The organism is Rhodoplanes roseus (assembly GCF_003258865.1).
GTDB classification, from domain to species: Bacteria; Pseudomonadota; Alphaproteobacteria; order Rhizobiales; family Xanthobacteraceae; genus Rhodoplanes; species Rhodoplanes roseus.
In genome coordinates this window covers 1-1,468 of the sequence record NZ_NPEX01000555.1, presented here as the reverse complement: position 1 = coordinate 1,468, position 1,468 = coordinate 1, and the positions used below count along the sequence as shown (strand labels likewise).

At 73.9% G+C, this 1,468-nt stretch carries 1 protein-coding gene; it reads left to right on the top strand.

Translation table 11 applies throughout. The annotated features are described in order from the left end of the window. On the top strand, nt 1–1,468 hold a 1,468-nt coding region (locus CH341_RS31195; protein ID WP_146604710.1), incomplete at both ends, for a S8 family peptidase.

Sequence of the window (1,468 nt, the reverse complement as noted above, 5' to 3'; positions counted from 1 at the left end):
TCCCGGAGGACCGGCCCAGTTCGGCGGCTACCGCTCGCCGGCGGCGGCGGCCTGGGCGACCATGCGCCAGCGCTTCTTCGTGCCGCCGCCGCGCCCGATCGGGCCGCCGCCCGGCATGGGGATCGGCCGCACCGAGCACGAGCGGGTCTACAGCGGCCTGCCGCCGCGCACCGAGACGCGCTACATCCCGCGCGAGGTGGTGGTGCAGGTGGCCGACACGGTGCCGCGCGCCGATGTCGAGGCCGCCGCGCGCCGGCTCGGCATCACCATGGTCGGGTCGCACGGCTTCGAGGGCGGCGGCCGGACCCTCTACCAGTTTCGCAGCGCCGACGGCCGCGACGTCCGCGACGTGATCCGCAGCCTCGAGCGCGACCGCATCGTCGCCTCGGCCCAGCCGAACTACGTCTATCGCCTGGACCAGGTGGCGAGCGAGCCGGTTCCGGCGGCCGAGGCGCCCGCGCCGGCTGCCCCCGACGCAGCCCCGACCGAAGCTCCCGCGGCGGACGCGCCGTCGGGCGTGCCGGCCGAGGCCGATCTGGCAGCGTCCGCCGCGGTGGAGCAGCCGCTGCCGCCCGGCGATCCCGGACAGTACGTCATCGAGAAGCTCAAGCTGGCCGAGGCCCACGCCCAGGCGCGCGGCCGCAAGGTCGCGATCGCGGTGATCGATTCCGATGTCGACGCCCGCCATCCGGACATGCACGGCGCCGTGACGGAGCGGTTCGACCCGGCCGGCTCGGTCGCCAAGCCGCATCTGCACGGGACCGGCATGGCCGGGGCGATCATCGCGAAGTACCGGCTGCGCGGCATCGCGCCGGAATCGACCATCGTGGCCGTCAAGGCGTTCGACGAGCGCAGCGCCGGCCCGGAGGCGACGACGTTCCAGATCCTCAAGGGGATCGACCATGCGATGCGGCGCGGCGTGCGCGTCATCAACATGAGCTTCGCCGGCCCCTACGACGTGATGATCGAGCGCAAGCTGAAGGAGGCCTACGACAAGGGCATCGTGCTGGTCGCCGCGGCCGGCAATGCCGGACCGAAGTCGCCGCCGCTCTATCCGGCCGCCGACCCCAACGTGATCGCCGTGACGGCGACGGATCGCACCGACAAGCCGCTGGCGCAGGCCAACCGCGGCAAGTACGTGGCCGTGGCCGCGCCGGGCGTGGACATACTGGTGCCGGCCCCGAACGGCGCCTATCAGCTCACCACCGGCACGTCGGTGGCGGCCGCCCATGTGAGCGGCGTGATCGCGCTGATGCTGGAAAAGCGGCCGGACCTCTCGCCCGACGAGGTACGGGCGATTCTCGCCGGCAGCGCCGCGCCGATCGCCGGCACCACCGAGACGGAGACGGGCGCGGGACTGGTCGATCCGGTGAAGGCGCTGACCTACGAGCCGCCGATGCCGGAGGAGCCCGCCGTCGCGTCCGACACCCCGGCCAAGTCGAAGACACCGGCCGCGGCGGCCGCCGCG